This is a genomic window from Phenylobacterium sp., from assembly GCF_965284355.1.
Taxonomy (GTDB): domain Bacteria; phylum Pseudomonadota; class Alphaproteobacteria; order Caulobacterales; family Caulobacteraceae; genus Phenylobacterium.
On sequence record NZ_OZ260078.1, the window covers coordinates 3,484,873 to 3,510,460 of the forward strand.

25 protein-coding genes and 1 riboswitch are annotated in these 25,588 nt (G+C 70.2%); of the genes, 16 read left to right on the plus strand and 9 right to left on the minus strand.

The features are described 5' to 3' along the window. The first annotated feature begins 24 nt into the window (after positions 1 to 24). The 3 genes from ACQ66R_RS17170 to ACQ66R_RS17180 all read left to right on the plus strand — a co-directional run bounded on the left by ACQ66R_RS17170 (position 25) and on the right by ACQ66R_RS17180 (position 3,682). Entirely contained in the window at positions 25 to 1,083 is a 1,059-nt protein-coding gene (locus ACQ66R_RS17170; RefSeq protein WP_430423909.1) for a DUF2332 domain-containing protein, read from the plus strand. A gap of 114 nt (positions 1,084 to 1,197) precedes the next feature. Next, entirely contained in the window at positions 1,198 to 2,277 is a 1,080-nt protein-coding gene (locus ACQ66R_RS17175; RefSeq protein WP_430423910.1) for a site-specific DNA-methyltransferase, read from the plus strand. A 247-nt stretch (positions 2,278 to 2,524) separates the two neighbouring features. Beyond that, positions 2,525 to 3,682, plus strand: coding sequence for an MFS transporter (locus tag ACQ66R_RS17180; RefSeq protein ID WP_430423911.1), 1,158 nt, complete (start codon positions 2,525 to 2,527; stop codon positions 3,680 to 3,682). 4 nt (positions 3,683 to 3,686) lie between these two features. Here the strand turns inward: ACQ66R_RS17180 and mutY are convergent, their stop codons facing one another. After that, positions 3,687 to 4,733, minus strand: a complete 1,047-nt coding sequence (mutY, locus tag ACQ66R_RS17185) for an A/G-specific adenine glycosylase (RefSeq protein WP_430423912.1) — start codon at positions 4,731 to 4,733, stop codon at positions 3,687 to 3,689. A gap of 44 nt (positions 4,734 to 4,777) precedes the next feature. On the opposite strand from mutY, the gene ACQ66R_RS17190 reads away from it, so the two are divergent. The 9 genes from ACQ66R_RS17190 (at position 4,778) to ACQ66R_RS17230 (ending at position 12,927) form a co-directional block, all read left to right on the plus strand. Beyond that, on the plus strand, positions 4,778 to 5,329 hold the full coding sequence (locus ACQ66R_RS17190; protein ID WP_430423913.1) for a DUF721 domain-containing protein: 552 nt from the start codon (positions 4,778 to 4,780) through the stop codon (positions 5,327 to 5,329). A 116-nt stretch (positions 5,330 to 5,445) separates the two neighbouring features. Beyond that, positions 5,446 to 6,072, plus strand: a complete 627-nt coding sequence (locus ACQ66R_RS17195; protein ID WP_430423914.1) for a DsbA family protein — start codon at positions 5,446 to 5,448, stop codon at positions 6,070 to 6,072. Then, complete coding sequence (locus ACQ66R_RS17200) at positions 6,069 to 6,722, plus strand: DsbA family protein (RefSeq protein WP_430423915.1); 654 nt, start codon at positions 6,069 to 6,071, stop codon at positions 6,720 to 6,722. Before ACQ66R_RS17195 ends, ACQ66R_RS17200 begins: the two co-directional genes overlap by 4 nt. Positions 6,723 to 6,728: 6 nt before the next feature. Next, the gene (gene smc, locus ACQ66R_RS17205; protein WP_430423916.1) at positions 6,729 to 10,172 is read left to right on the plus strand and encodes a chromosome segregation protein SMC; all 3,444 of its coding nucleotides are present in this window, start codon (positions 6,729 to 6,731) and stop codon (positions 10,170 to 10,172) included. A 175-nt stretch (positions 10,173 to 10,347) separates the two neighbouring features. Further along, a complete protein-coding gene (locus ACQ66R_RS17210; protein ID WP_430423917.1) occupies positions 10,348 to 10,704 on the plus strand; it encodes an AtpZ/AtpI family protein in 357 nt (118 codons plus the stop codon). 5 nt (positions 10,705 to 10,709) lie between these two features. After that, positions 10,710 to 11,495, plus strand: a complete 786-nt coding sequence (locus ACQ66R_RS17215; RefSeq protein ID WP_430423918.1) for a F0F1 ATP synthase subunit A — start codon at positions 10,710 to 10,712, stop codon at positions 11,493 to 11,495. Positions 11,496 to 11,533: 38 nt separating this feature from the next. Beyond that, a complete protein-coding gene (locus ACQ66R_RS17220; RefSeq protein ID WP_430423919.1) occupies positions 11,534 to 11,758 on the plus strand; it encodes a F0F1 ATP synthase subunit C in 225 nt (74 codons plus the stop codon). A 59-nt stretch (positions 11,759 to 11,817) separates the two neighbouring features. Next, the gene (locus tag ACQ66R_RS17225; RefSeq protein ID WP_430423920.1) at positions 11,818 to 12,408 is read left to right on the plus strand and encodes a hypothetical protein; all 591 of its coding nucleotides are present in this window, start codon (positions 11,818 to 11,820) and stop codon (positions 12,406 to 12,408) included. 3 nt (positions 12,409 to 12,411) lie between these two features. Then, positions 12,412 to 12,927 (plus strand): ATP F0F1 synthase subunit B, encoded by a 516-nt coding sequence (locus ACQ66R_RS17230; RefSeq protein ID WP_430423921.1) that lies wholly within the window; start codon positions 12,412 to 12,414, stop codon positions 12,925 to 12,927. 488 nt (positions 12,928 to 13,415) lie between these two features. Here the strand turns inward: ACQ66R_RS17230 and ACQ66R_RS17235 are convergent, their stop codons facing one another. The 6 genes from ACQ66R_RS17235 to ACQ66R_RS17260 all read right to left on the minus strand — a co-directional run bounded on the left by ACQ66R_RS17235 (position 13,416) and on the right by ACQ66R_RS17260 (position 21,648). Beyond that, positions 13,416 to 13,799 carry a hypothetical protein gene (locus tag ACQ66R_RS17235; protein WP_430423922.1) on the minus strand — a complete coding sequence of 128 codons (384 nt, stop codon included), beginning with the start codon at positions 13,797 to 13,799 and terminating at the stop codon, positions 13,416 to 13,418. Between the two features lie 253 nt (positions 13,800 to 14,052). Then, the gene (gene gcvPB, locus ACQ66R_RS17240; RefSeq protein WP_430423923.1) at positions 14,053 to 15,612 is read right to left on the minus strand and encodes an aminomethyl-transferring glycine dehydrogenase subunit GcvPB; all 1,560 of its coding nucleotides are present in this window, start codon (positions 15,610 to 15,612) and stop codon (positions 14,053 to 14,055) included. Between the two features lie 2 nt (positions 15,613 to 15,614). Further along, positions 15,615 to 16,949, minus strand: a complete 1,335-nt coding sequence (gene gcvPA / locus ACQ66R_RS17245) for an aminomethyl-transferring glycine dehydrogenase subunit GcvPA (RefSeq protein WP_430423924.1) — start codon at positions 16,947 to 16,949, stop codon at positions 15,615 to 15,617. Positions 16,950 to 17,088: 139 nt separating this feature from the next. Next, a complete protein-coding gene (gene gcvH, locus ACQ66R_RS17250) occupies positions 17,089 to 17,454 on the minus strand; it encodes a glycine cleavage system protein GcvH (RefSeq protein ID WP_430423925.1) in 366 nt (121 codons plus the stop codon). A 185-nt stretch (positions 17,455 to 17,639) separates the two neighbouring features. Further along, positions 17,640 to 18,776, minus strand: a complete 1,137-nt coding sequence (gene gcvT / locus ACQ66R_RS17255) for a glycine cleavage system aminomethyltransferase GcvT (RefSeq protein ID WP_430423926.1) — start codon at positions 18,774 to 18,776, stop codon at positions 17,640 to 17,642. A gap of 175 nt (positions 18,777 to 18,951) precedes the next feature. Then, a riboswitch (glycine riboswitch) is annotated at positions 18,952 to 19,055 on the minus strand. A 394-nt stretch (positions 19,056 to 19,449) separates the two neighbouring features. Beyond that, positions 19,450 to 21,648, minus strand: coding sequence for a methyl-accepting chemotaxis protein (locus ACQ66R_RS17260; RefSeq protein WP_430423927.1), 2,199 nt, complete (start codon positions 21,646 to 21,648; stop codon positions 19,450 to 19,452). Between the two features lie 48 nt (positions 21,649 to 21,696). Between ACQ66R_RS17260 and ACQ66R_RS17265 the strand changes: the two genes are divergently transcribed. After that, positions 21,697 to 21,909: a hypothetical protein gene (locus tag ACQ66R_RS17265; RefSeq protein ID WP_430423928.1), complete on the plus strand. Its 213-nt coding sequence runs from the start codon at positions 21,697 to 21,699 to the stop codon at positions 21,907 to 21,909. 450 nt (positions 21,910 to 22,359) lie between these two features. Here the strand turns inward: ACQ66R_RS17265 and ACQ66R_RS17270 are convergent, their stop codons facing one another. Beyond that, the gene (locus ACQ66R_RS17270; protein WP_430423929.1) at positions 22,360 to 22,839 is read right to left on the minus strand and encodes a hypothetical protein; all 480 of its coding nucleotides are present in this window, start codon (positions 22,837 to 22,839) and stop codon (positions 22,360 to 22,362) included. A 136-nt stretch (positions 22,840 to 22,975) separates the two neighbouring features. Between ACQ66R_RS17270 and ACQ66R_RS17275 the strand changes: the two genes are divergently transcribed. Genes ACQ66R_RS17275 through ACQ66R_RS17285 form a run of 3 tightly spaced genes read left to right on the plus strand, consistent with a single transcriptional unit; the run spans position 22,976 to position 24,068 of the window. Beyond that, positions 22,976 to 23,209, plus strand: coding sequence for an antitoxin (locus ACQ66R_RS17275; protein ID WP_430423930.1), 234 nt, complete (start codon positions 22,976 to 22,978; stop codon positions 23,207 to 23,209). Further along, positions 23,209 to 23,607: a type II toxin-antitoxin system VapC family toxin gene (locus tag ACQ66R_RS17280; RefSeq protein WP_430423931.1), complete on the plus strand. Its 399-nt coding sequence runs from the start codon at positions 23,209 to 23,211 to the stop codon at positions 23,605 to 23,607. The genes ACQ66R_RS17275 and ACQ66R_RS17280 overlap by 1 nt, the downstream gene beginning before the upstream one ends. A gap of 23 nt (positions 23,608 to 23,630) precedes the next feature. Beyond that, positions 23,631 to 24,068 carry a hypothetical protein gene (locus tag ACQ66R_RS17285; RefSeq protein ID WP_430423932.1) on the plus strand — a complete coding sequence of 146 codons (438 nt, stop codon included), beginning with the start codon at positions 23,631 to 23,633 and terminating at the stop codon, positions 24,066 to 24,068. 362 nt (positions 24,069 to 24,430) lie between these two features. Here ACQ66R_RS17285 and ACQ66R_RS17290 read toward each other — a convergent pair whose 3' ends face one another. Then, positions 24,431 to 25,471 carry an SPOR domain-containing protein gene (locus tag ACQ66R_RS17290; RefSeq protein WP_430423933.1) on the minus strand — a complete coding sequence of 347 codons (1,041 nt, stop codon included), beginning with the start codon at positions 25,469 to 25,471 and terminating at the stop codon, positions 24,431 to 24,433. Positions 25,472 to 25,588: the final 117 nt, after the last annotated feature.

Consider the following 25,588-nt stretch of genomic DNA (forward strand, 5'->3'; position numbering starts at 1 on the left):
GAGCGTCCGCCGCCGCATGGGCGGATGACCGCTGATCACGATCTGGTCCATGCGCTGCGCCTACAGGCCGAGGTCTGCCGCGAGTTTGGTTCGGCCTTCAACGGCGCGATGCTGGCGCATATGGCAGCCGACCTCGAGGCGGGGGGACCCGTGGCGGAGCTGCTGGCGCCCTGGCGGGGCGTCTCTCGCCAGAAGATACTCCACGACGCGGCGCCCCTCCGACTGGTGAATGCCTTCACCCATCTGGCGATGGGCGAGGAGACTCCGGAACTGGCGCGGGCCTACCCGCGCGACGGCGCGCCCGGCGATCCGGCGACAGCTTGGCGCCTGGCGCGCGCGCTGGTTCCCGAGCATCGCGCCGCCCTGACGGCTTTCATGGCGCACGAGCCGCAGACGAACGAGGTGCGACGCTCGGGCGTGCTGCTCGGCGGCTTCCTGACGGTGGCGCAGGCGACGGGCCTGCCGCTGCGCACCTTCGAGCTCGGAGCGAGCGCAGGGCTGAATCTGCTCTGGGATCGATTCCGCTACCGTCTGGGGGAGGCCTCCTGGGGCGATCCCGCCGCCGCCGTGGTTATCCCGGTCGATTGGAGCGGACCTCTGCCGCCCCTGGACATCCAGCCCCGCGTGATCGCACGCGCGGCTTGCGACCGGCGGCCGACGGACCTGGCTGACCTTGCCCAGCGCCGTCGCCTGCTGGCCTGCGTTTGGCCCGACCAGTTCGATAGACTGGCCCGCAGCCGCGCCGCCATCGATCTTGCGCTGGCCGAAGGCGTCGTGATCGAGTCTGCGGACGCCCTGGATTGGGTGCGGACGCGCGTGCGTCTCCAGGACGGCGCGGCGACAGTGCTCTACCACTCGATCTTCTGGCAGTACCCGCCCCAACCGACGCGTGACGGACTGGAGCTGGCTATCGCGGAGCTCGCGGCCCAGGCGACCGTCCGCTCGCCCTTCGCCTGGCTGCGCATGGAGCCGCCCGCCGACAACCTGGCGATGGTCCGCCTGGACCTGACGATCTGGCCTGGCGGCGAAAGCCGACGGCTGGCCGAGGTCCACCCGCATGGCGCCTGGGTTCGATGGTTGTGACACGGCAGGCCGATTGACGCCTTAAGACCTCATTCACCATGGCCGGTAACGGCCCCTTCACCATGTTGGGCCCAGGATTCTAAGGTGTTTTGTGGATTTCAGGGGTAAGCCGCCATGGCGCTGCCGGTCGACGCCATTCTCAGAGGTGACTGTATCGAGGAGCTGAAGAAGCTTCCCGACCGCTCGGTCGACCTTGTCTTCGCCGATCCCCCGTACAACCTGCAGCTGGGCGGCGATCTGCTGCGGCCCGACAACTCCAAGGTCGACGCCGTCGACGACCACTGGGACCAGTTCGAGAGCTTCGCCGCCTACGACGCCTTCACCAAGGCCTGGATGGCCGAGTGCCAGCGGATACTGAAGGACGACGGCGCGCTGTGGGTGATCGGCAGCTACCACAACATCTTCCGCGTGGGCTCGGTGCTGCAGGACCTGGGCTTCTGGATCCTGAACGACATCGTCTGGCGCAAGTCGAACCCGATGCCGAACTTCAAGGGCACGCGCTTCACCAACGCGCACGAGACCCTGATCTGGGCGGCCAAGAGCCGGGGCGGACGGCGCTACACCTTCAACTACGACGCCATGAAGATGGCCAACGACGAGCTGCAGATGCGCTCGGACTGGACGCTGCCGTTGTGCACGGGCGAAGAGCGCCTGAAGGACGCCAACGGCGACAAGGCCCACCCGACCCAGAAGCCCGAGGCCCTGCTGCACCGCCTGATCATGGCGTCCACCCGGCCCGGCGACGTGATCCTCGACCCCTTCTTCGGCACCGGCACGACCGGAGCTGTGGCCCGCCGGCTGGGCCGCAAGTTCATCGGCATCGAGCGCGAGGAGAGCTACGCGAAGATCGCGGAGGCGCGCATCGCCAAGGTCGTGCCGGCCACCGCCGAAGAGATGGTGGTGACCACCTCGAAGAAGGCCGAGCCGCGCGTGCCGTTCGGCCAACTGGTGGAAGCCGGCCTCGTGCGGCCGGGCGACATCCTCTACTGCTCGCGCGGACAGAACGCGGCCCGCGTGCGCGCCGACGGCAGCCTGGTGGTGGGGGAAGTCTCGGGCTCGATCCACAAGGTGGGCGCGATGGTCCAGTCAGCCCCGGCCTGCAACGGCTGGACCTACTGGCACTACAAGACGGAAAAGGGCCTGGCCCCCATCGACGTGCTGCGCGCCCGGGTGCGGGCGGCGATGCCGGCCTAGGCGCACGGCCCCGACGCCCCCTCCACCACTTCGTGGTCCCCCTCCCCCGCAAGCGGGTGAGGAACTGGGGGCGATCGATCCGTCAGTTCCTCCCCCATGCCAATGGGGGAGGGGGACCGCGAAGCGGTGGAGGGGGCGCTGATCGCCACGATCGCTCGCCGATTGGGGCTCGACGGCATACCGCGTCTTCGGCCACCCTGGACGTCAAACAAGCGTTCGGGGGTGACGGCATGAACTGGCGGCGGCGATGAATCCGCGCGTGTTCGTGCTCACCATGTGCACGTTCGCCTTCGGCTCGGCGGCGTTCATCTTCGCCGGGATGCTGGAGCCGATGGCCGCCGACCTTGGCGTCTCCACGGCGGTCGCCGGACAGCTTCAGACCGCCTATGTGCTGACCTCGGCGGTCCTTGGGCCGGTGGTCGCCTGGCTCATGGGACGGATGGATCGCCGGATCGTGGTGATCCTCGGGCTGGTGATCGGCCTGGTGCTGCACCTGGCCTGCGCGATCGCGCCCAACTTCGAGACCCTGCTGGTGGCGCGCGCCCTGGCCGGCGTGGCGGGCGCCATGTCGGGCCCGGCGGCCAGCGTGGCGGCGGCCTCCCTGGTGCCGCCCGAGCGGCGCGGCTCGGCGCTGGCTCTCGTGTCGGGCGGCATGACCCTGGCCTTCGTGGTCGGCATCCCGATCGGCAGCGTGGCCGGGGCGATGTTCGGCTGGCGAGCCACCTTCGTGGTGGCGGCGATCCTGGCGGCGGTGGCGCTGACGGCCGTGGCGCTCTTCCTGCCCAGCGTTCCGGCGCCGGCCAAGCGCGAGGGGGGTAACCTCGACCTCTCGGCCATCTGGCCGCTGTACCTGACCAGCTTCCTGACCTTCGCGGCCAACATGACGCTGAACCTCTACATCGCCCCCATCGTGCGGGTGGGCACGGGGATCACGGGCGCCGGCGTCGCGGTGTTCCAGTCGATGATCGGCTTCGGGGCGGCGATGGGGCTTTGGCTGGGCGGGCGAGCCGCCGACCGGGGCGCGGGCAAGGCCTGGGTGCTGCAGTGTATCGCCCTGCAGTCCGTGGCCATGACGCTGCACTTCTCGGCCACGCACGGCGTGCTTCCGCACGGTCTCGCCGTGGACGGGCTGGTTCTCGCGGCGGTGTTCCTGGCGGCCACGGCGCTGTTCTCGATCTCGCCGGTCACCCAGTCGCGGCTGATCCAGATGACCGGCGGGGCGCCGGTCGCGCTGGCCCTGAACGGCTCGGTGTTCGCCATGGGCCAGGCCCTGGGCTCGACCATGGGCGGCGCGGCCCTGGCGGCCTTCGGCGTGCCCGCGATCCCGGCGACCGCGCTCGCGGCCTCGCTGGTGGCGCTTGTGACCCTCAGCTTCGTCTTCCCGCGCAACCCAAAGCCGGCCTGAGCCTTCAGAGCAGCGTCGCCAGCCCGGCCCGCGCCGCCTTCAGGAACACGCTGGGCAGGGCGTCGAGGTCGCGGCGGGGACTCCAGATCACGCCGTGGCCATCTCCTTCGGCCCGTAGCAGGCGCAGCGTCAGGGTGAAGTGCGTGAAGCCGTGCTCCACCTCGCCCACGGCCCGCCAGTCGGCGGCTACGGGGGCGTGCCGGATCGCCTCGTCGTCGGTCCACCGCTCGGCCCGCCAGTCGGTCGTGGGCAGCGCCAGCATGCCGCCCAGCAGGCCCTTGGGCGGGCGGCGCACCAGGGCGACCTGGTCGCCGCGGGTCAGCACATAGGCCACGCCGTGCCGATGAGGGCGGACCGCCTTGGGCGTCTTGCGCGGGTAGGACTCGGGCGCACCGGTCGCTAGGCCTGCGCAATGCGCCGAGATCGGGCAGCGGTCGCAGAGCGGCGCCTTCGGTCGGCAAACCGTCGCACCCAGGTCCATCAAGGCCTGCGCCCAGTCGCCGGGCCGCTGGTCGCGGACCAGGCCGGCCGCCAGCCGCTTCAGCTCGGGCTTGGCGTCGGGTAGCGGCGTCTCCACCGCGAACAGCCGCGACATCACCCGCTCGACATTGCCGTCGACGACGTTGGTGGGAAGATCGAAGGCGATCGCGCCCACCGCCGCCGCCGTATAGGGCCCGAGACCGGGCAGGGCGCGTAGGCCTTTCTCCGTGTCCGGGAAGACGCCGCCGTGGCGACCAGCCACCGCCCGGGCGCAGGCCAGAAGGTTGCGGGCGCGGGCGTAGTAGCCGAGCCCCGCCCAGGCGGCCATCACCTCGCCATCGGGCGCCGCGGCGAGATCCGAGACCGTCGGCCAGAGGGACAGGAACTTCAGGAAGTAGGGCGCGGCGTGCGGCACGGTGGTCTGCTGCAGCATCACCTCGGACAGCCAGACGCGATAGGGGTCGGCGCGCACACCTACGGCATGATCCGCGGGCCCAACGCGCCAGGGCAGGTCGCGGGCGTTGGCGTCATACCAGGCGAGAAGCTGGGCGCGTAGGGTGTCGTGCGTCACCGCACCCGCCTACCACCCGTCGCCCCGTCGCGGTAGGGTGGCCCGTGTCCCGCCGTCGACCCCTGCCGACCCTCGAGGAAGCCCGCCTGATCCTCGCGACCAAGCGGACGAGGCCGCAGCATCGCCCGCCGCCGCCGGCCGGCCGCGGGCTGGGCCGTTTCGTGAAGGAGCTGGACGCCAAGTACGGCCAGGGCGCGGGCGCGCTGACGGCCCGCTGGCGCGAGGTGGTGGGCGAGGAGATCGCGCGCCGGACCGAGCCGGTGAAGTTGGTGCGGGGCCGCAACGGGGCGCCTTCGTCGCTGGAGATCCGTGTGGCGGGGCCCGCCGCGGCGATCATCCAGCACAAGGCCCATGAGATCCTGGCGCGGGTGAACCTGTTCCTGGGCGCAGAGGCGGTTCAGAAGTTGCGCATCGTGCAGGGCCCGCCGCTGCAGCGGGTCGAGCCGCCGGCCCCGACGCGCCGCCGATCCATGCCGCTGGACGCGGCTCTGGAGGCCCAGCTAAGGGACGGTCTCGCCGAAGCCCCCGACGGCAAGCTCAAGGACGCGCTGCTGGCGCTGGGGCGCGGCGTTCTGAAACGCCATGGCCAAGGTTGACACACAACCGCCGCGGTCGCATCGGCATGTGCCCGCCGCCTCTCTCGGAGAGGGAGTCTCGCAGGGGGCGGGAATCGCGCTTTAATCCTTTGTTCAGAACCTCCGGAAGGTCCTCGATGTCGAATCTCAGCCGTCGCCTCCTGATGGTCGCCGCCGTTGCCGGCGCGGCCCTGACGCTGGCCAGCTGCAACCAGGGCGGCGGCGCCGGCGGCGCTTCGCCCGACGCCATGACCATGGGCAGGGCCGATGCGCCCGTGCACATGGAGGAATACGCCTCCACCACCTGCAGCCATTGCGGCCGCTTCGCCGTCGATGTCTTCCCGGCGTTCAAGGCCAAGTACATCGACACGGGCAAGGTGAAGTACACCTTCCATGAGTTCCTCACCCCTCCCGAAGCGATCGCCGCCGCCGGCTTCCTGACCGCCCGCTGCGCCGGCAAGGACAAGTACTTCAGCGTCATCGACGCCCTCTTCCACAGCCAGGAGGAGATGTTCCGCACGGGCGATGCGCGCGGCACGCTGCTGAAGGTGGCGCAGTCTGCTGGCATGACCGAGGCCCAGTTCAACGCCTGCGTTTCCGACGAGAAGGCCGCCACCGCCCTGAACGCCCGCGTCGAGAAGGCGATCAAGTCGGCCAACATCAGTTCCACGCCCACCTTCATCTTCAATGGCAAGAAGGTGAAAGAGGGCGAGATGACCATGGAAGAGCTCGACGCCGCCGTGGCCGCTGCGTCCAAGAAATGACCCGGCTGACCCGACGCGACGCGATTGCGGGCGCCGCCGCCGGCGCAGCGCTCGTCGTCGCGCCTGGGGCGGGGGCGGCTATCAAGGCTGCGCCCGGCGACATGAACCTGGGCAAGCCCACCGCGCCGGTGCACGTGGTCGAGTACCTCTCGCTCACCTGCCCGCATTGCGCGCACTTCCATGACGAGGTCTTCCCGGCGTTCAAGGCCAAGTACATCGACACGGGCCAAGTCTACTTCACGATCCGCGAACTGCTGACGGCTCCGGCCAATGTGGCGGCGGCCGGCTTCCTGATGGCGCGCTGCAACGGCGGGACGCGCTACTTCCAGGTCGTCGACCAGGTGTTCAAGAGCCAGTCGCGCTGGAAGCCCGGTGCGCCGATCAAGCCGATCTTCCTCGAGATCGCCCAGGCCAACGGCATCACCGAGCCGCAGTTCGAGGCCTGCCTCGTGGATGAGAAGGCCTCGGCCGCGCTGGAGGCCCGCCTCGAGTATGCCACCAAGGTCGACAAGGTCAGCGGCACGCCCGCGTTCTTCATCAACGGCGTGCCGATCTCCACCCCGGGAACACCGACCCTGCCCCAATTGGACGCCGCCATCGCCCAGGCGTTGAAAGCCGCTCCTGCGGGCAAGACGGGCGGGAGGCGCTAGCCGGCCGTGCACTTCCAGCGCCTCAGGCTCGCGGGCTTCAAGTCCTTCGTCGATCCGACCGAGTTCCGGATCGAACCTGGACTCACGGGCATCGTCGGGCCGAACGGCTGCGGGAAATCAAACCTGCTCGAGGCGCTGCGCTGGGTGATGGGCGCCAACTCCGCCAAGGCGATGCGCGCGGGCGGCATGGACGACGTGATCTTCGCCGGATCGGGCAACCGGCCTGGGCGCAACCACGCGGAGGTCTCGCTCACCATCGACAACGCCGACCGCCGCGCGCCGGCGGCATTCAACGACCACCCGGTGATCGAGGTGGTCCGGCGCATCGATCGCGGGGCCGGCTCGACCTACAAGATCAACGGCCGCGAGGTCCGCGCCCGCGACGTCCAGTTGCTGTTCGCCGACGCCTCGACCGGTTCGAACTCGCCGGCCCTGGTCCGCCAGGGCCAGATCTCCGAGCTGATCGCCGCCAAGCCGCAGAACCGCCGGTTGATCCTGGAAGAGGCGGCGGGCGTCTCGGGCCTGCACTCGCGTCGGCACGAGGCCGAACTGCGGCTACGCGCCGCCGAGACCAACCTCACCCGCCTGGACGACGTGGCCCAGGAGCTGGAAGCCAATCTCGGCCGGTTGAAGCGCGAGGCGCGCCAGGCTGAGCGCTACAGGAAGCTGTCGGCCGAGATCCGCGCGCTGCAGGGCGCGGTGCTGGTCGCCAAGTGGAACGAGGCGAAGGCCGCGGCCGAGCGCCTGCGCGCCGAGGCCAACGCCGCGATCCGGGCGGTCGAAGAGACGGCGCGCGCCGCCGCGGCGGCCACCACGCGGGCGGCCGAGGCCGAGGCGGCCTTGAAGCCGCTGCGCGAGGCCGAGACCGTCGCCGCCGCCATCCTGCACAAGCTCGCCATCGACAAGGACCGCCTCGACCGCGAGGAAGAGGCCTACGCCGCCGAACTCGCCCGGCTGACCGGCGACGTCGAGCGGATCGACGCCGACCGCGCCCGCGAGGCCCACATCACCGAGGACGCCGAGGTCGCCCTGAAGCGCCTGGCCGACGACCTCGAGGCGCTGCAGGGCCAGATCGCCGCGGCGCCCGAGCGGGGACCGGAACTGGAAGCCGCCGCCCGCGCCGCCGAGGCCGCCCGCGCCGCCGCCGACGCCGAGGTCGAGCGTCTGGCCGGCGAGCTGGCGGCGCAAGAAGCCCAGCGTCGCGCCGCACAGGCCCGGGTCGAAGAGGCCCAGACCCGCGTCGCCCGCACTCGCCGCGCGCTGGACCAGGCCAAGCACGAGCGCGAGGCCCTAGGCCCGGCGCTGAACCCGCAGGCCCACGCCGCCAGGGCCGCCCTGGACGAGGCCGAGGCCGCGCTGGCCGCCGCCCGTGCGGCGCTTGACGCCGCCGAAGACGAACGGACCAAGGCCACCGAGGCCGAGGTCGCTGCCCGTGAGATCGCGCGCAAACAGGAAGAGCAGCTGGGTCGCCTGACCGCCGAGGCGCGCGCGCTGGCCGGACTGGTGGCCCAGGCCAAGCGGGGCGGTTTCGCTCCGGCCCTGGATTCGGTCGCGCCCGACCGGGGCTACGAAGCCGCCCTGGCCGCCGCGTTTGGCGACGACCTGGACGCGTCGCTCGACCCGGCGGCGCCGGCGCACTGGGGCGGCCGGGAGGCGCCGGCGCCCAAGTGGCCGGATGGCGTGACCCCGCTGGGCGGGCTGGTGAAGGTTCCGGGCGCCCTGGCCGCGCGGCTGGCCTATGTCGGGCTGGTGGACCGCGCCGACGGCGACCGGCTTCAGACGCAGCTGACTCCCGGGGCTCGCCTGGTGTCCAAGGAGGGCGACCTGTGGCGCTGGGACGGTTTCACGGCGCGGGCCGAGGCGCCGAAGCCGGCCGCGATCCGGCTGGAACAGAAGACCCGCCTGGCCGAGGTTGAAACCGAGATCGAGGGCCTGGAGCCCAAGGCGAAGAGCGCCCGCGAGGCCGCCACCGCCGCGATGGCCCGCGTCCGCGCCGCCGACGAGACCCTGCGCGCCGCCCGGCGCGAGCCGCCGGCGCTGGAGCAGCGCGCGGCCCAGGCCCGCACCGCGCTGGAGCGGCTCGACCGCGAGGCCGCCCTCAAGGAGGCCCGCGCGGCGTCTCTGGACGACCTGATCGGTCGGTTCGAGACCGAGCTCGCCGAGCATGAGGGCCAGCTGGCGGCGGTGATGGCGGAGGCGGTTGGCGAGACCCAGGGCGGCGACCTGGCCGAACGCCTGTCCGCCGCGCGCGCCGCCGCCGGGCCCGCGCGCGAGGCCGCCGCCCAGGCGCGCTCGGCCTATGAAATGGAGATCCGTGAACGCGACGGCCGCGCCCGCCGGCTCGAGACCCTGGCCCGCGAGCACGAGGATTGGACGCGCCGCGCCGGCGCCGCGCTGAAGCGTGTGAGCCAACTGGACGACGCCCGAGCCAAGGCCCACGCCGCGCTGGCCGCCGCCCAGGACGCGCCGTCCACCCTGGAGACCCGCAAGGTCGCGCTGCTGGACGAGCTCGCCGCCGCCGAGGCCCGCCGCGCCAAGACCTCCGACGCCCTGGCCGCCGCCGAGCGCGAGCGGGCCGACGCCGACCGCGGCCTGCGCGCCACCGAGGCCGCGGCGTCCGAAGCCCGCGAGCTGCGGGCCAGTTTCGCAGCCCACTCCGAGGCGGCCGCCCAGCGTCTCCAGGAGGTCTCGGCCAACATCCGCGAGGCCGCCCGGGTCGAGCCCGAAGCGTTGGCGAAGCAGCTCGCCGACGAGGCCGTGGCGATTCCCGCCGACGCCGACGGCATGGAGGCCCACCTCTTCAACCTGGAGCGCCAGCGCGAGGGAATCGGCCCGGTGAATCTGCGCGCCGAGGAAGAGGCCGGGGAGCTGGCCGGACGCCTCGAAGCGATGAATGTCGAGCGCACCGACCTGTCCGGCGCCATCGCGCGCCTGCGCCAGGGTATCGACGAACTGAACCACGAGGGCCGCGAGCGGCTGACCGCCGCGTTCGGCGTCATCAACGAGCACTTCAAGACGCTGTTCGAGACCCTGTTCCAGGGCGGCCAGGCCGAACTGCGGCTGGTCGAATCGGACGATCCCCTCGAGGCCGGTCTCGAGATCTACGCGTGCCCGCCCGGCAAGCGCATGGCCACCATGAGCCTGATGAGCGGCGGCGAGCAGGCGCTGACCGCCTCGGCGCTGATCTTCGCGGTCTTCCTGGCCCAGCCGGCTCCCATCTGCGTGCTGGACGAAGTGGACGCCCCTCTCGACGACGCCAACGTCGACCGCTTCTGCAACATGGTTGACGAGATGTGCCGCCGCACCGAGACCCGCTTCATCGTCATCACCCACAACCCGGTGACCATGGCGCGGACCGACCGGCTGTTCGGCGTCACCATGGCCGAGCGCGGTGTCTCGCAACTTGTGTCGGTGGATCTGCGGCAAGCCGAGGCTATGGCGGCTCAATAGGTCGCGACGCCTCGCCGCTTTTGGCGGCATCTTATCGTAAGGTCAGTTTTATGAATTAAAACAATCGGATAGACCGTGCGTGCACAGCCTTGACGCTTGCACCCACCGCCTATAGGTTCCGCCGCGATCAAGCCGGGGCGGGCTAACGCTTCCCCGAAACCCGTATTGCACGTTGATGGCTCCTGATAACGACGCGCGCGAAGAGGCGATCAAGCGCCTCGATGAACGAGCGGCCGCTCTAGGGGCCCGGACCCAGCGTCCGACGACGTCGCATGCCGGTGAGCAGGCTGTAAGCCAAGCGTACCGCATCATTGCCGAATTGATCGGCGGTGTGCTGGTGGGGTTGGCTGCGGGGTTCATCGTGGATCGGGTGCTCAACACCACGCCGTGGGGGTTGATCGGGGGAGTCCTTCTTGGATTTGCCCTGTCGATCTGGATGGCGCGGAGAACGGCCAACCGCCTCATGGCGCTGGCGAAGCAGGGATCGGAACCGCTACCGTCGGTTCCGTTCGACGACGACGAGGAGCCTTAGGGCCGATGGCCGATCCGATCCATCAGTTCCAGATCGAAAAGCTCGTCGACTTCGGCGTCGTGAACCTTCCGCTGTTCGGGCGCTCCGAACTGGCGTTCACCAATTCGCATCTGGCCATGACCATCGCGTTCGCGGGCGTGGTGGGCTTTATGACGCTGGCCACCTCGCGCATGCAGGTCGTCCCGGGTCGCCTTCAGTCCGTGGGCGAGACCCTGTTCGGGATGATCGACAATCTGTCGGAATCCATCATCGGACACGAAGGTCGCAAGTTCTTCCCGTTCGTGTTTACCCTGTTCATGTTCATCCTGGCGATGAACGTGCTGGGCCTGATGCTCACCTTCACGGTGACGTCGCAGTTGGCGGTCACGGCGACCCTGGGCCTGATGACTATCGCTCTGGTGATCGGCATCGGCTTCCTTCGCCATGGCCTCGGCTTCTTCAAGCTCTTCGTGCCGTCAGGCGTACCGATCGTGCTGCTGCCGGTCATCGTGCTGATCGAGTTTGTCTCGTTCCTGCTGCGTCCGGTCACGTTGGCCCTTCGTCTCTTCGGCAACATGCTGGGCGGCCACGTCGCCCTGAAGGTCTTCGCCGGGTTTGTTGTCACGCTCGGCGCGCTTGCCGCCGGTGGTGGCCTGGGCTTCCTCGGCATCCCTGGCGCGGCGCTGGCGCTCAGCATGGTGGTCGCCCTGACGGCGCTGGAATGCCTGGTGGCGTTCCTGCAGGCTTTCGTCTTCGCGGTGCTGACCTGCATCTACCTCAACGACGTGGTCAACCTCGGCCACGGTCACTGATCCGCCCTTCAAACTCACTCTAGGACGAGAACACATCCATGGAACTCGATGCGGCTAAGCAAATCGGCGCCGGCCTTGCGACCCTCGGCATGATTGGCGCCGGTATCGGCGTCGGCAACATCTTCGGCAACTTCCTGTCGGGCGCTCTGCGCAACCCGTCGGCGGCGGCCAGCCAGATCGGCAACCTCTTCGTCGGCGCCGCGCTGGCCGAAGCGCTCGGCATTCTGGCGTTCGTGCTGGGCATCCTGCTGAAGTACGGCTGATCCACCGAGACGCCGGCGCGGGCCTCGCCCGCGCATACTTCTGACTTCGGAGCCCTCGAATGGCCGTAGAATCCGATTCCGCGACCCACGTGGTCGCTCCAGACGCCAATGCGGCCCACGCGGCCGGTGAGGCTCATGGGGCCGCCACCGGAGCGGAACACAGCGCGGGTCTGCCGCAGTTCCAGTTCGAACACTGGGCCGGGCAGATCGCGTACCTGTTGATCCTGTTCGTCGCGCTCTACGTGTTGATGTCCAAGGTCTTTGCGCCCCGCATGCGCCGCGTGCTGGACGAGCGGACCGCGACGATCCAGGGCGCCATCACCAGCGCCAAGGCCGTGCAGGCCGAGGCCGACGCCCAGGCCTCCGCCGCCAGGCGCGGCCTGGACGACGCCCGCGCCGAGGCCCGCCGTCTGGCGACCGAAGCCGTGGCGAAGGCCGCCGCCGAGACCGCCGCCCGCAAGGCCGAACTGGATTCCCAGTTGTCGGCCAAGCAGGCGGAGGCGGACGCCCGCATTCGGGCCGCTCGCGACGCTGCAATGGAACAGCTGACTACGGTCGCCACCGAGGCGGCCGAAGCCATGCTCGAGAAACTGACCGGCTTCCCCCCTCCGCGCGACATGATCGCCGGCGCGGTGAAGAGCCAGGGGTAAACGATGCCTGCGTTTTTTGAAGCCGAGCTTTGGAATCTGGCCAACCCGGAACTCTGGGTCGGCGTAGGCCTGGTCATCTTCCTCCTCATCCTGATGATGGCTGGCGCCTTCCGCATGGCCGCGGCGTCCCTCGATTCCAAGGCTGACAAGATCCGCGCCGACCTCGACGAGGCCGCGCGTATCCGTGCCGAGGCTGAAGCCCTGCTGGCCGACATCCAGCGTCAGAGCGCCGAGGCCGAGGCGCAGTCCAAGGCGGTCATGGAAGCCGCTGTGGATCAGGCGCGTCGCGTCGCGGAAGACGCCCGGGCCAAGCTTGAAGAAGAACTTGCGTTGCGCACGCGGCTGGCCGAGCGGCGGATTGAGGCCGCCGAGGCTGAGGCGGCGGCCCAGGTCCGCACCGCGGCTATCGACCTTGCCGCTCGCGCAACCGAACACGTGCTGGCCCAAAGGCTGGCCAGCGCCAAGTCGGATCCGCTGATCGACTCGGCGATCGCCCAACTCGCGGGGAAACTGCAATAGCCTGAAGAGAGTCCGGTTCAGACCGACGGTTCTGAACCGGGCGGGTCGACCTGTTTGATGTGCCACGTGGTTCCGGGGCGGACCCGGTGTCCCTTTCGTTCAGGCACGCTATCGAGATCGGGTCGTCGCGTACTCCTGCACCCGGAGATGGCGACCCAAAGGTCGGACGCGCGGCGTTGGGGAATGTCCGCGCGTCAGTGACCTGTCCACGGACCCCACAATCGCCTGATCATCCGCGGCGCTCGACCTGGGGAAGATGCGCCACTCCGGACTGTTCCCGGCCGTTGTGGGGTTCGTGGACGTTTCCCCGTTTGTGCCATGACCCATCCGCCGTCACGCCGCAGGGGACACCCTGCCTGATCCCGCGTGGCATTGTCCTGGCGCGCCCTTCTGGACGCGGCGGCGACGAACCACGCTGCCTCGCCAAGGAGCGAAGCCGGTGAGAATCAAGCAGGACCGGCGTGAACCGGGGTCCGTCGCGCGGATGGCTACCGGCGGCGGAACGAGCGGCGGACGTTCTTCACGAACCGGATGCGGCGCGGCAGCAGGATCCGCTCCACCCGCAGGGTCTGGTGATAGAAGATCGGCATGAACTCGGGGTCGCGGCGCAGCAGGCGGCGGATCGGCGACAGCATCCGGGGATGCGCCCGATGCAGCTTCACGAACTGGCGGCGCGCCTTGAACGAGTTGCGCAGGACGATCATCAGGCCGACCACGATCACGGGGATCCCACCGGGACCCGGCAGGGGCGCGATCAGGACGCCGGCGGCGATGATGGCGAACCCAAGCAGCACCATGCCCGTCCGCTTGATGCGGATGGCAACTTCGCGCGCGAAGTCGTCCGTGGCGCGGTAGACGCGCAAAGAGGGCATGGCGAAAGACACTTGGATAGTCCTGGGGGGCGTGCGGCAGAGCGGGGAGGTCCCGCCGTCACAAACCCCATATGCGTACGTAGCCGGGAATCGTAAAGACGCCGTGCCGTTAAATTTTGCTCACGCGCTGGTATTCGCCCGCTGATGGCAAAGGCGCCACACCTGCGCGGCCCATGCGCCACGCGATCGTCACACGGCCGTCGTCAAAGTACCGCGCTTTCGAAGCTTGGCCGTACGAGCCGGCGTCGGTTTCCTATTGATTCGCCGGGAATTCCGGGCGCCAGGTGAGCTTGGGCTTGCGGGCCGCCAGGGTCTCATCCAGCCGGCGCAGCGGGGCCAGGTGCGGCGCGTTCTTGAACCGCTCCACGTCGCCAAGCTTGGCCGTTGCGGCCAAAGACCGCAGCGCGTGGCAGAAGCGATCCAGCTCGCGCTTGGACTCGGTCTCGGTCGGCTCGATCAGCATCGCGCCATGCACGACCAGCGGGAAGTACATGGTCATCGGGTGGAAGCCCTCGTCGATCATCGCCTTGGCGAAGTCGAGCGTGGTGACCCCCGTACCGTCCAACCAGCTGTCGTCGAACAGGGCTTCGTGCATGCACGGACCGTCGGGGAAGGCCGGCGTCATGACGTCCGACAGGCTGGCCTTGATATAGTTGGCGTTCAGCACCGCGTCCTCGGCGACCTGGCGCAGGCCGTCCGCGCCGTGGCTGCGCATGTAGGCGTAGGCGCGGACGAACATGCCCATCTGGCCGTGGAAGGCGCTCATGCGGCCGAAGGCGCTGGCGGCCTCGTCCACGGCCTCCTCGACCAGGCGCAGGCCGTCGGGTCCGGAGACCACCCAGGGGGCCGGCGCGAAGGCCGCCAGGGCCTGCGACAGGACCACCGGCCCCGCACCCGGCCCGCCGCCGCCGTGGGGCGTGGAGAAGGTCTTGTGCAGGTTGATGTGCATCGCGTCGACGCCCAGGTCGCCCGGCCGCACGCGGCCGACGATGGCGTTGAAGTTGGCCCCGTCGCAGTAGAAATACGCGCCGGCGGCGTGGGTCAGGCGGCTGATGTCCAGGATGTCCCGCTCGAACAGGCCGCAGGTGTTGGGGTTCGTGACCATGATCGCGGCGACGTGGTCGCCGAGCTTGGCCTCGAGGTCGGCCAGGTCGACGCGGCCGTCGGGGGTCTGGGCGATTTCTGTTACGTTATAACCTACGAAGGCGGCGGTGGCGGGGTTGGTGCCGTGGGCCGAGGTGGGGACCAGGACGGTGCGGCGGTGGCCCTGGCCGGCGGCCTCGTGGGCGGCCTTGATGCAGAGCAGGCCGCAGAGCTCGCCGTGGGCGCCGGCCTTGGGCGACAGAGCGACGGCAGGCATGCCGGTCAGCGTCTTCAGCCAGTGCGAGAGGCGGTCCATCAGCTCGAGCGCGCCCTGCGTCGCGCCGACCGGCGCCAGCGGGTGGAGATCCGCAAAGCCGGCCAGGCGGGCGGCTTTTTCGTTGAGGCGCGGGTTGTGCTTCATGGTGCACGAGCCCAGCGGATAGAGCGCCAGGTCGATCGCGTGGTTCTTCTGGGAGAGGCGCACGTAGTGGCGCATCGTCTCGGGCTCGGAGAGGCCGGGGAGCTCGAGGCCCGCGCGGGTCAGGCCGGCTAGGTCCGAGGCGTCGGCTTCAGGCTCGGGCAGGTCGACGCCGGTCTTCGTCCAGCCGTCGAGTTCGAAGATCAGCGGCTCGTCCTGGAGCAGGCCCCGGCCGCCGGTCAGCGACTGGAAGCCCGCGCTCTCCGCGGAGCCTTCGGGGCGGGTGGGGCGGCCAACGTTCTGCATGGTCATGATCAGGCGGCCTTCAGCGCGGCCGCGAGCGCGGCGATGTCTTCGGAGGTGGTGGTTTCGGTCGCGGCCAGCAGCAGGACGTCGTCCAGGCCGGCGTGCGGATCGAGGCGCGAGTAGGGGACCCCGGCGACGATGCCCTGGCCCAGCAGGTCGTCGACCAGCGCGGCGGCCGAGCCCTTCACGCGGACGGCGATCTCGTTGAAGAACCGGGGCGTCAGCACCTCGATCCCCGCGCCCTCGACGGCGGCCTTCAGCTCGCGCGCCTTGGCGTGGTTGATCCGCGCCAGCTGCTGCAGCCCCACGCCGCCCATCAGGGTCATGTGGATCGTGAAGGCCAGGGCGCAGAGGCCCGAGTTGGTGCAGATGTTGGACGTCGCCTTCTCGCGGCGGATGTGCTGCTCGCGGGTGGACAGGGTCAGCACGTAGCCGCGGCGGCCGTCGGCGTCGACGGTCTCGCCGCAGAGGCGGCCGGGCATCTGGCGGACCAGCTTTTCCTTAGCTGCGAAGAGGCCGACGTACGGGCCGCCGTAGTTCAGGGCGTTGCCGATCGACTGGCCCTCGGCCACGGCGATGTCGGCGCCCATCTCGCCCGGCGAGCGCAGCAGGCCGAACGACACGGCCTCGGTCGTCACCACGATCAGCAGGGCGCCCTTGGCGTGGGCGGCCTCGGCGATCTTCGAGACGTCGGTGACGACGCCGAAGACGTTGGGGGTCTGGACGACGACGCAGGCGGTCTGGTCGTCGATGGCGTCGATGACGGCGGCCTCGGCGTCGATGGCCGCGGGCAGCCGCACGATCTCCATGCCCTCGGCATGCGCGATGGTCTGGGTGGTGGCGGCGTAGTGCGGGTGCAGCCCGCCCGACAGGATCGCCTTGCCGCGCCGGTTGACGCGCTTGGCCATCAGCACGGCTTCCGAGCAGGCGGTCGAGCCGTCGTACATGGAGGCGTTGGCCACATCCATGCCGGTGAGCGCGGCCACCTGGGTCTGGAACTCGAACAGCACCTGCAGCGTGCCCTGGGCGATTTCGGGCTGGTAGGGCGTGTAGCTGGTGAGGAACTCCGACCGCTGGATGATGTGGTCGACGGTGGCCGGCACGTGGTGCTTGTAGGCGCCCGCCCCGCAGAAGAACGGCCCGGCGCCGGCCGGCCGGTTCATCGCCGCCAGGGCGCTGAGCTCGCGCTCGACTTCGAGTTCGCCGGCATGCGGCTGCAGGTCGACGGGGCCGGCCAGCCGCGCGGCCTGCGGCACGTCGACGAACAGGCCGTCGATGTCGGGCGCGCCGATGACGGCCAGCATCTCGGCGCGGTCGGATGGGGTGAGGGGCAGGTATCGCATGGAGCTATCCGGCTAGGTCGAATGCGCCGTAGGCGCTGTAATTTGGAACCACGAAATACACGAAATACACAAAAGGGTCGGAGGCGTGCTGAGTGCTTTCGTGTATTTCGTGGTTCGATTTTCTTGCGCTGCGCGCGGCTTACTGTGTGGCCAGGAAGGCGTCGTAGGCGGCGCGGTCCATGAGGGCTTCGTATTCGGCGGGGTCGGAGAGCTTCACCTTGGCGAACCAGCCGGCGTCTTCGGCCGAGGCGTTGACGGTCTCGGGGGCCGCGGCCAGTTCGGGGTTGGCTTCGATGACTTCGCCCGAGATCGGGGCGTAGACATCCGAAGCCGCCTTGACGCTCTCGACCACGGCGAAGGCGTCGCCGGCCTTCACGGTCTTGCCCACCTCGGGGGTCTCGACGAACACCACGTCGCCCAGCTGCTCGGCGGCGTGGGCGGTGATGCCGACGGTGGCCACATCGCCCTGCAGGACGACCCACTCGTGATCTTTCGTGAAGCGCATTTGGGATTCTCCTAGAGAGTCTGGGGTGCGCCGCAGGCGCTGTCTTTTTTGACCACGAACCACACGAACGACACGAACGGGTCGTGCCCGCTGCAGCGTCGCGAACCCTGGCGCCACTGTTCGTGTGGTTCGTGTGGTTCGTGGTTCAATTTTGTCGGCGCTGACGCGCCAGGAGTGCTCATCGCCTAGACCTTGCGCACGTAGCGGTGGGGGACGAAGGGGGAGGCGACGACTTCGGCGGATTGGGGTTTGCCGCGGACGATGACTTTCAGCTTCGTGCCGACCGCCTTGAAGGCCGGGGGCACGAAGGCCAGCGCGATGCCGGCCTTGAGGCAGGGGGAGTGGCCGCCCGAGGTGACCACGCCGATGACGGTTCCGGCCTCGTCGGCCACTTCGGCGCCCTCGCGGGCCGGGGCGCCTTCCAGAACGCGCAGGCAGACTTTCGTGCGGGTGGTCCCCTCGGCCAGTTCCTTGACGATGCGCGCGGCGCCCGGGAAGTCGCGCTGTTCGCGGCGGTTCTTGTTGATGGCGAAGGTGAGCCCCGCCTCGACCGGGCTGACGGTCTCGTCCAGGTCGTGGCCGTAGAGCGGCAGGCCCGCCTCCAGGCGGAGTGAGTCGCGGGCGCCCAGGCCGATCGGCTTCACGCGGGGGTCTTCCAGCAGCAGGTTCCAGACGCGGACCGCCTCGGACGCGGGGACCGAGATCTCGTAGCCGTCCTCGCCGGTGTAGCCCGAGCGCGAGATGATGAGGTCGGTCCCGAAGCCCGGCATGGCGCGGATGTCCATGAACACCATGTCGGCGGCGGCGGGCACGTGGGCCTGGACGACGGCGGCGGCCTCGGGGCCCTGGATCGCCATCAGGGCGCGGTCTTCCAGGCGCACGATCTCGACCTGGCCGGCCAGCTCGTCGTCGATGACCTTGAAGTCGTTGTCCTTGCAGGCGCCGTTGACCACCACGAACAGGCCGTCGGTCACGCTGCCGTCGGGGGCGGTGGGGCGGCCGGCCATCAGGTCGTCTATGATGCCGCCCTTGGCGTTCAGCAGGACGGAGTACTTCTGCTTGCCGGGCTTCAGGCCGATGTAGTCGCCGGGGACCATTTCCTCGAAGGCCGACAGCGGCGAGACGCCCTTCAGGCGCGCCTGGCCCATGTGGCTGACGTCGAACAGCCCGGCGTGCTCGCGGGTCCACAGATGCTCGGCCATCACGCCCATCGGGTACTGGACGGGCATGGTGTAGCCGGCGAACGGGACCATGCGGGCGCCCAGCGCGATGTGGGCGTCGGTCAGGGGGGTGGTCTTCAGGGCGGTATCGGAAGTGGACAAGCGGGCGACCTCGGCTGACGATCCGGCGAGCGGCGGAACGGGTGTTCCGACGTCGCGCGCCCCCGCTGTCCTTTGGGCCTGAGAGATTTCGGACGCGCCGTTGGTTGGCGGCGTCCCCTGCTCCTTCGGCGCCCCGCTAGGCCGTGCGGCGTCGCGAGAACTTTCCAGCGTTCATCAGCCCGTCGCGGTCCTTTTGCCTGAGCGTTTCCGGGGCGGTTGCGCCTTCGGCTCCCTGCTTTGGCCGGTAGGCCGAGGCAGAGTCTCTCCCGCGAGAGTTGGAGGGGTTGTGCGGGAGGGGGTGTGGGGAGTCAACGGGGGAGGTGGGGGGTGGGGGGTGATTGCTCCCGGATGCTGGATAAGTCCTATCCTGGGGCCGAAGTCTGGGTCGGCAAGCGACCCCCATAGCGGACCTCCGACCGGCGCACCCCTATCTCCGTCATCCCGGACGCAGCGCTCGCTAGAGCGCGGAGATCCGGGACCCAGCCGCTCGGCGGCGCGGCTGCGCACTGACCTCTGCTGGGCCTCTCTCGTCCGGCCTGCAGCGTCGAGTGGCGGGGGAATGCGGTGACAGGAGCACAATTCCCCGTCCAGGCGCCCTTCCGAAGTCTGGTGACAGGTGCTCCTGTCACCGGTTTTCCCCGGTTTTCCTGCCCGATCCGGGCAGCCGGGCGCGTCAGGCGGCGCGACGCCCCTGGCTGCGGCCGTCAGGGAGACGGAACCGCGCCACCAGCCGGTCCAGGCCGTGGGCCTGGTCCTTCAGCGCCTCGGCGGCGGCGGAGGTCTCCTCCACCATGGCCGCGTTCTGCTGGGTCATCTGGTCCATCTGGCTGACCGCGGCGTTGACGGCCTCCAGGCCGCTGGCCTGTTCCCGCGCCGAGGCGGTGATCTCGGAGACCAGGCGATGCACGTCGGCGATGCGATCGAGGATGGCGGCCAGGGCCTCGCCCGTGCGTCCCACATGCTGGACGCCCGCCCCGACCTCGGAGCCCGATGTGGCGATCAGGGTCTTGATCTGCCTGGCGGCCTCCGCGGAGCGCTGGGCGAGGCCCCGCACTTCCGAGGCGACCACGGCGAAGCCCTTGCCCGCCTCGCCCGCACGGGCGGCTTCGACGCCGGCGTTGAGCGCGAGCAGGTTGGTCTGGAAGGCGATCTCGTCGATCACGCCGATGATCTGGTTGATCTGGGCGGACGAGGCCTCGATCCGGGCCATGGCCGCCACCGCGGCCTCGACCACGGACTTCGAGTCTTCGGCGACCGCGCGGGCGTCCGCGGCTACGGCGCCGGCCTTGCCCGCGCCCTCCGAGGCGTGCCGCACGGTGGCGGTGATCTGGTCGAGGGCCGCGGCCGTCTCTTCCAGGCGGCCAGCCTGGCTTTCCGTGCGGCGGGACAGTTCGTTGGCGGCGCCGCTGATGTCGGCGGCGCTGTGGCGCAGGCGCCCGGCGGCCTCAACCATCTCGCCCAGGGTCTCGGTCAGGGTGTCGGTGGCCAGGTTGAAGTCCTGGCGCAAGGGCTCGTATTCGCTGGGGAACGGCGTATGCGCCCGCAAGGTGAGATCGCCCGCGGCCAGGCCCGCCAGGCCTTCGCCCAGGGTGCGGACCACCCGCTCCTGCTCCTCGCCGCTGGTGCGCAGGGCCTCGGCCCGCGCCCGCTCGGCCTCGGCCTCGGCGTCAGCCTGGGCGCGCTCGGCCTGCAGGCGGGCGTTGGCGGCCAGCTGGTGACGGAAGCCTTCCAAGGCCTCGGCGATCTCGCTGACCTCGTCCCCGGCGCCGCCACCAGGGACCGGCTCGTCAAAGCGGCCTTCGCCCAGGTCCCGCACAGCGGCCACCAGACGGGCCAAGGGTCGACGGATGACCCGCGTGGAGGTGAAGGCCAGAGCTCCCAGCACCGCAGCCAGCAGGACCAGGCCGCCAACGAACAGGGCCAGGGCCAGGCGACGGGCCGGCGCGGCCACGGCGCCGTGCGAGACATCGGCCACCAGGACCCAGCTCGCGCCATCGGCGTTCAGGCGCACCGGCAGCACAAACCGCTCGGCCGCGCCGCCGTCCATCTTCACGCCCCGGATCCGCCCAGGCTGGCCCTTCTCCAGGGCCGCCTTGATCACGTCCATGCCGGGGTCGGCATAGGTCTTCATGCGCAGCTTGGCGTCGGGGTGCGACAGCCAGACGCCGGACGGCGAGACCAGCATGACCCTGCCCTTGCCTAGGGGATGAATGGCGTCGAGGCGCGCGGCCAGCTCGTTGAGCCCGATGTCCAGGCCAGCGACGCCGATCGTCCGCCCGCCGGCCAGGATCGGATAGGTCACGGAGGTCATGAGCACGGGCTTGCCGTCGATGTCGTCCGTGTAGGGCTCGAGCACGGCGCCGCGCCCGCTGCGGAACGAGGTCACATAGTAGGGCTCCTGCACATCGCTGTCAGAGCCGCTCTGGAAGGTCAGGCCGGACTTGCCGCGCACCCAATAGGCGTCAAAGCGGCCGGTCTCGGTGCCGGCCAGATCGTCGCGGCCTGCGGCCTCGGCGTCAGAGCCCAAGGTCTCGCGCGGTTCCAGGATGGTCCAAGCGCCCAGGACCACCGGCTCGGCGGTGGCGGCGGGCTTCAGCAGCTCCAGCAGGGCAGGCCGGCTGTGGGCGCCGGCCGCCTTCGCCGCCGCCATCGACCCGGCCAGGGCGCGGGTGGAAGCGTCCACGGCGGCGAGTTCGCCGCTGATCTCGCGAGCCGCCTCCTGGGCGATCGCCTGGGCGTAGAGCTCCGACAGGCGGGTCATCTCCCGCCCGGTGCTCCAGGTCAGCACGGCGGCGCCGGCCAGCACCAGAAGGCTGATGGACAGCCCGGCTGCGAGCATGAGCTTGCCCGCCACCTTCAATCGACGCGACATGACTATCGACACGCTGCTAGGTCCCCCTGGACCGCATCTGAAAGTCGAATGCTGAAAAAATACTCAATGAATGTTCGCCGAACGCGAGCACGCGCCGTTCGCGCCGCCTACCAAGCCAACAATCCCGGCGAACCCGTGAGCAAGCCTGTGCACGCTGATCCGCTGGGGCCGCACCGAATCGCCGCTGCTGTAGCCAAGGCTCAGGCCAAGGCTGACCAGCCCGCCGCACGCTCACTCTACGACACGACATTCAACGACTGATCCGAGCCCCCGCAACTGCGCACCAGCGCGACGCGGCCCCAATCTCACAAGGACCCCACATGACTAAGGCCACGGGAATACGGTGACAGGCGGGAATACGGTGACAGGAGCACCATTCCCGTTCTGGCGATGGCGCCACGGTTTCAGCGAGGCTGCTCGTACTTGCCTGCGTCAGTGAAGTACCCGCAGTTCATCATTCCGAAGGCTTGCCAAATTTGAATACGAGGGTTCAGGGGACAAGGGTTCAGGCGACTAGAGGGTTCAGGGGACACGATACCTATCCCCGATGCCCGGCGCGGCGGCCCTTCCGAGCCCGAAGTCCATGGCGGCCAGTTTGCCTTGGGGCCGAGCCGTATCCGCCGACACGGCCCGCAGGGCCGCCGCGGGGCGCGCGCGCGGCGCGCGCGCCTTGACACGGCTCAGCCCCAAGGCTCGCATTCGACCATAGATTTAAGGGCGGGTGGCATCCCTGGGGGGTGCCGTCGCCGGCGACGTGTCGGAGTCAAATCGCCTCGCGCGGCGGATGCGGCCCAGCGGGTCGAGGACCTTGGCGCGCTGGCCGGGCGTGCCGACGTAGCTGGCGCGGGACGTGCGGCCCCGGCGGTCGGTGACCGTCACGACAAAGCCCCGCAACGTGCTCTTGCCCGCGTATCGGGCGGTCAACTGCTGGAAGTCGGAGACGTGGGCGCCCTGGCGCTCACAGAGATCGGGCAGCGCTTCGGCGTAGAGCCGGATGGCCTGGGCCAGGTACGCCGAGGGCTTCGCGCCGGTCGCGGCTCCCGTGAGGAAGTCGACCTCGATGTAGCCGTTCGGGCTTGCGGCGGCCTCGCCGAACACGTCCATCTCGTACATGCCGATCATCATGCCGATCCCGCTGGCCAGGGAGTCGGCGATGTTATGGGCGATGGAGGCGAGGACGGCGTGCTTCACGGCGGTGAGGCTAGCGCGGCCTTGGCGGGGGCTCAATTCTGGGCGTGAGGTTCGCCCCCTCCATCACCCGCTCTTCGGCCTGCGGCGCGATGGTCTGATGGTTGGCATATGCTGCGGCCTATGCTATTCATCCGCGATGACGATCCATCGCCACGTTCGACTGTTCCGGAACGGCCGCAACCAGGCGGTTCGGATTCCGCGGGAGTTCGAGCTGCAGGGCGACGAGGCGATCATGCATCGGGACGGCGACCGGCTGATCATCGAGCCGGCGCCGAGGCGGTCGTTGCTGGCCGTGCTGGCGGAGCTGTCCCCCATCGACGAGGACTTCGGCGAGATCGACGATCCGGCGCCGGCGCCGGTCGATCTCTGATGCGGCATCTGCTGGACACCAACATCCTCTCCGACCTCGTGCGCAACCCGCAGGGTGGGATCGCCCAGCGCATCGCCGAACTGGGCGAAGATGCGGTCAGCACCAGCGTGATCGTGGCGGCGGAACTGCGGTACGGCGCCGCGAAGAAGGGTTCGGAGCGATTGACGGCGCAGGTCGAGCGCGTGCTGGGGGCGCTGGAGATCCTGCCGTTCGAGGAGCCGGCCGACCGCGCCTATGGCGATCTGCGCGTGGAACTCGAGGCCGCGGGGGCGCCGATCGGCGGCAACGATATGCTGATCGCCGCCCAGGCCAGGGCCGGCGGCTTCGTCGTGGTGACCGACAACGAGCGGGAGTTCACGAGGGTCGCTGGGTTGAAGGTCGTGAACTGGCTTCGGTAGGGGCGGCAGGCTGAGGGGCGGGATTGATCCCCGTCAAGGCCCTCGCCGCGGGCCTGTCGGACGCTGGGGTTCGAACCCTGGACGCGAGCACGCCGCTGACCCCCGCATCTCGCACGATCGCACGGATCGCTGGGCCGTCGGCTGTCGTGCTGGCGGCGACGGAGGCGTTCAACATGCCGATCTTCGCCGCGCAGACGGCGCCGGTGGTCTATCTGAACGGGACGCTGCTGTTCGTGGCGGGCGTGGCCATCGTGCAGGCGCACAACCGGTGGCGGTGGGGCTGGCCGTTGCTGGTGACGCTGAGCGGGTGGGGGATCCTGGCGGTGGGGCTGGTGCGGATGATCGCGCCGGGCGCGCCGCAGGCTGTTGAGGGGCCGGTTACGGACGCGGTGTTTGTCGGGCTGTTGGCGCTGGGGGCGGGGCTTTCGGTGCTGGGGTATCGGCGGGGTGGGGGCGTGTGAGGGGGCTCGTCCTGCTGGCGCGGCGCCTGGTCGTGACTTCCCCACCCTGGCGGCTCGCGCCGCCTGTCCCTCCCCACGAGGGGGAGGGAGGGGCGGTGCAACCTCTGCCGGTGGGTGGCGTTCTGCGGTCGGAGGCTCGACACATGACCGCAATCACGAACGCCGCCCGCGCTGTCGGGCTCCTGTCGCTGGTGCTCTTCGACATCGTGCGGCCCAGCCGGCCGGAGTATCGGCTGCCGGCGCGTTGGTTGGGGTGAGGGCTGGGGCGCGGGAGGCTCGGCCTGTTGGCGCGGCGCCTGGTCGTGACTTCCCCACCCTGACCGCTGCGCGGTCTGTCCCTCCCCATAAAGGGGAGGGAAGGCTCAGTCGGCGTTGTCGTCGGCGGGGCGGGCGAAGCAGGACTGGCCGGCGCGGGTGAGGGCGGCGCAGGCGCGGGCGGCTTCGCCGGCGGTCTGGAAGCCGGCGAGCAGGGCGGTGTAGTGCGGCTGGTCGCCCTCGACCTGGGTGGTCCGGGTGACGGCGGTGAGACGGCGGCCGGCGGGGTCGAGCGCCTTACGGGCGGCCTTGGCCGCGCGCTGGGCGCCGTCTTCCGAGGGGCCCTGGGCCAGCTGGACGACGAAGCCTGACGTGGGGATGGCGGCGGCGGCGGGAACGGTGGGCTCGGCGCCCGGCTGCCACGGGAAGCAGTCGTGGCCGGCCTTGCGCAGGGTGTTGCAGGCGCTCTGGGCGGCGGCGAGGTCGGGGAAGCCGGCGAGGCGGCTGGTGTAGCGCGGGCCGGCGGGCATGGCGGTGACTTCGGTGGTGTCGGCGAGGCCCTGGGCCAGGGGACCCAGGGTCTTGCGGGCGGCCACGAGGGCGCGCTGGGCGCCCTCCTGCGACGAGCCGCGGGCCAGCTGGAGGGCATAGCCGCGGGCCGGGAGGACGGGCGGCGGCAGCTGGGCCAGGGCGAGCGCGGCGCGCTGGCCGGTGTTTCGCAGGGCCCAGACGAAGGTGGAATCGCAGGCGGCGGCGAGCAGGCGGGCGGCGGGCTGATCGGGGGCGGGCTTGGTCCAGTCGGCGCCGGTGCGCTCGGAGGTGGGGGCGCCCTTGCGGTTGCGGCCGGGATAGGTGGCGGCGCGGATCTCGCGCAGGCGGCCGGCGGCGCAGTCGAACAGGATGTGGGCGTCCCAGGACTGGAAGCCGCGCGACGCGCCCCAGTCGGCGGCCAGCGGCTCGGCGCGGACCAGGGCGATCACCTCGCCGGCGGGGGTGCGGGCGCCCAGGGGCTCCAGGCTGTAGACGTGCTCGGGGCCGGGGATGACCACCTGGGCGGCCGGGATGTCGGTGTTGGCGGCGAGCCAGGCGGGAAGGTCGGCGGGCGCGGCCAGGGCTGGGGCGGCGGCCAGGACGAACGCGAGGGCCACGGCTCCGATACGGGGGGCTGGCTTGACCATGGGGCGAGGGTAGCGGTGTCGTGCTTAATCCCGCCCTAACCCTGGCCCGCCACGGCCCAGCTTTCGCCGCACGGATCAGGGATCAGG

Excerpts from the sequence above, each read along its gene's own strand:
- ACQ66R_RS17170 (WP_430423909.1), top strand. The coding sequence starts at position 25 with ATGACCGCTGATCACGATCTGGTCCATGCGCTGCGCCTACAGGCCGAG.
- gcvPA (WP_430423924.1), bottom strand. The coding sequence starts at position 16,949 with ATGCGATACCTGCCCCTCACCCCATCCGACCGCGCCGAGATGCTGGCC.
- ACQ66R_RS17230 (WP_430423921.1), top strand. The coding sequence starts at position 12,412 with ATGCCTGCGTTTTTTGAAGCCGAGCTTTGGAATCTGGCCAACCCGGAA.
- ACQ66R_RS17235 (WP_430423922.1), bottom strand. The coding sequence starts at position 13,799 with ATGCCCTCTTTGCGCGTCTACCGCGCCACGGACGACTTCGCGCGCGAA.
- ACQ66R_RS17225 (WP_430423920.1), top strand. The coding sequence starts at position 11,818 with ATGGCCGTAGAATCCGATTCCGCGACCCACGTGGTCGCTCCAGACGCC.
- ACQ66R_RS17175 (WP_430423910.1), top strand. The coding sequence starts at position 1,198 with ATGGCGCTGCCGGTCGACGCCATTCTCAGAGGTGACTGTATCGAGGAG.
- ACQ66R_RS17215 (WP_430423918.1), top strand. The coding sequence starts at position 10,710 with ATGGCCGATCCGATCCATCAGTTCCAGATCGAAAAGCTCGTCGACTTC.
- gcvPB (WP_430423923.1), bottom strand. The coding sequence starts at position 15,612 with ATGACCATGCAGAACGTTGGCCGCCCCACCCGCCCCGAAGGCTCCGCG.
- ACQ66R_RS17280 (WP_430423931.1), top strand. The coding sequence starts at position 23,209 with ATGCGGCATCTGCTGGACACCAACATCCTCTCCGACCTCGTGCGCAAC.
- ACQ66R_RS17195 (WP_430423914.1), top strand. The coding sequence starts at position 5,446 with ATGTCGAATCTCAGCCGTCGCCTCCTGATGGTCGCCGCCGTTGCCGGC.
- ACQ66R_RS17180 (WP_430423911.1), top strand. The coding sequence starts at position 2,525 with ATGAATCCGCGCGTGTTCGTGCTCACCATGTGCACGTTCGCCTTCGGC.
- ACQ66R_RS17265 (WP_430423928.1), top strand. The coding sequence starts at position 21,697 with ATGCTGAAAAAATACTCAATGAATGTTCGCCGAACGCGAGCACGCGCC.
- ACQ66R_RS17200 (WP_430423915.1), top strand. The coding sequence starts at position 6,069 with ATGACCCGGCTGACCCGACGCGACGCGATTGCGGGCGCCGCCGCCGGC.
- ACQ66R_RS17220 (WP_430423919.1), top strand. The coding sequence starts at position 11,534 with ATGGAACTCGATGCGGCTAAGCAAATCGGCGCCGGCCTTGCGACCCTC.
- ACQ66R_RS17275 (WP_430423930.1), top strand. The coding sequence starts at position 22,976 with ATGACGATCCATCGCCACGTTCGACTGTTCCGGAACGGCCGCAACCAG.
- ACQ66R_RS17210 (WP_430423917.1), top strand. The coding sequence starts at position 10,348 with ATGGCTCCTGATAACGACGCGCGCGAAGAGGCGATCAAGCGCCTCGAT.
- ACQ66R_RS17260 (WP_430423927.1), bottom strand. The coding sequence starts at position 21,648 with ATGTCGCGTCGATTGAAGGTGGCGGGCAAGCTCATGCTCGCAGCCGGG.
- gcvH (WP_430423925.1), bottom strand. The coding sequence starts at position 17,454 with ATGCGCTTCACGAAAGATCACGAGTGGGTCGTCCTGCAGGGCGATGTG.